The organism is Thermococcus sp. (assembly GCF_027063845.1).
In the GTDB taxonomy this organism is placed as follows: domain Archaea; phylum Methanobacteriota_B; class Thermococci; order Thermococcales; family Thermococcaceae; genus Thermococcus.
In genome coordinates this window covers 1-1501 of record NZ_JAMOQU010000030.1, presented here as the reverse complement: position 1 = coordinate 1501, position 1501 = coordinate 1, and the positions used below count along the sequence as shown (strand labels likewise).

1 protein-coding gene is annotated in these 1501 nt (G+C 54.6%); it reads left to right on the top strand.

Annotation, left to right across the window (positions count from 1 at the left end):
- Window positions 1–76 precede the first annotated feature (76 nt).
- On the top strand, window positions 77–1501 hold a 1425-nt coding region (locus tag MVO87_RS02630; protein WP_297552075.1), incomplete at its 3' end, for a hypothetical protein.

The following is a 1501-nucleotide window of genomic DNA, read 5'->3' as shown; positions in this document are numbered from 1 at the left end:
GCCTTTGAAGGTGTTACGGGCAGGGACGTGGTTCTGAGCGCCCTCCAGAAAACGCCCGTGCCGAAGGGAGACGGCAATGAGGCGTGAAAGATACGCACTGCTGTTGCTCCTCCTCATCCTCCTCGCGACACTGACCCTTGGATACGAGGGTTCTTCTTCCGCCGGGGGAGGAGGTAAAACCAGAAACGCCCTTAGCGGGCTCTTCATGGAAACCTCCAAGAGCTTTACAAAGGCCGGTTCAAGGCCGACCCAGATGGGCTCGTTTAACCCGAACTCCTTTGGAGGAGGCAACTATCGCCCCGGTGTCCCGACGTCAAACTTCAGTTTCAAACCCACCGACAAGAAAACTCGCTGTCCCGTTGCAATCCTTCCAGAGGACCCAATGCTGGTCTGCGTTGAAAGACCCGCGAGGAGTGTTCCCTTACTCTCCTGGAACCTTCCTGAGGATTTTGATATGATAGTCTGGTACCGGGGAACCTACTATCTTCCCTACGTTGAAAGCCCATCCGGCCCGGTTCCTCTTAAGGGGGTCAACTGCCAGCCCAGATACCGCCTCGACACGGAAACTCCAATCGTCATGACGACCTACGGGGTCTCGAAGGAGTTCAGGGTCTATACCAACTTCACGGGCCCTCTCAACTACACCTCCGGCCTGCCTCTAAGGGTTATTTCCCGGACTGAAAACGGCTCCACAGCTGTTTATACCTTTGAGGTCCCTCCAGTTGGTAGAAACTACACCCCTGGCTACTACCCGGTCTTCATTTTCACATCGAACAAGACCGGTAGGACTGCCCTCCTAATGTGGGTGGCGCTCCTTGAAAAGCCCGTTGTTGAGATAACGGATTATCCTGAGGCTCTCTCAGGCAACGGCAACCTCAGAATGCCCATCGAAGGAACCGTTATGTATCCAAACGGAAGCCCCGTGCGGGACGGCCTTGTAACCGTAACCCTCAACAGGACGAAGAACACAACGGGCACTATAGTCGGCGTTGTCCGGGTCAGCAACGGCACGTTTAACCTGACGGCGGTCGTCCCGGAGGGTGAGATGCCGGGAAGTTACCACATAGTCGCCCACTACAGGGGCTACCTTGCTTACCCCTCTAACAGCGACCCCCTGGTTACAATAAAGCGGGTTCCCGAGGTTGAACTTAAGCGCCTGAACGGGACCATTGTGATTTTCCTCAACTGGAACGGCAATCCCCTGCCCAACAGGACGATAACGGTTACCGTAGGAAACATGAGTCTGAATCTGACGACGGACGAGAAGGGTTACGCCTATCTGAGAATCAGTAGCGCCACGGGAACGGTTAGGATAGTGTATCGGGGTGATGACCTGTACCTGCCCCTCAACGAAACCCTTGAGATTCCTCCACGGGAGAAAGGAAAGGAAACGACATCATCTCCTGAGTTTAAGACAAAACACCTCCTCGACATTTCTCGCATCATAAAGCTTGTATCGGGCCTGTTCCTGGCCGTTGGCATTGCCTACGTTGTGCTGAAG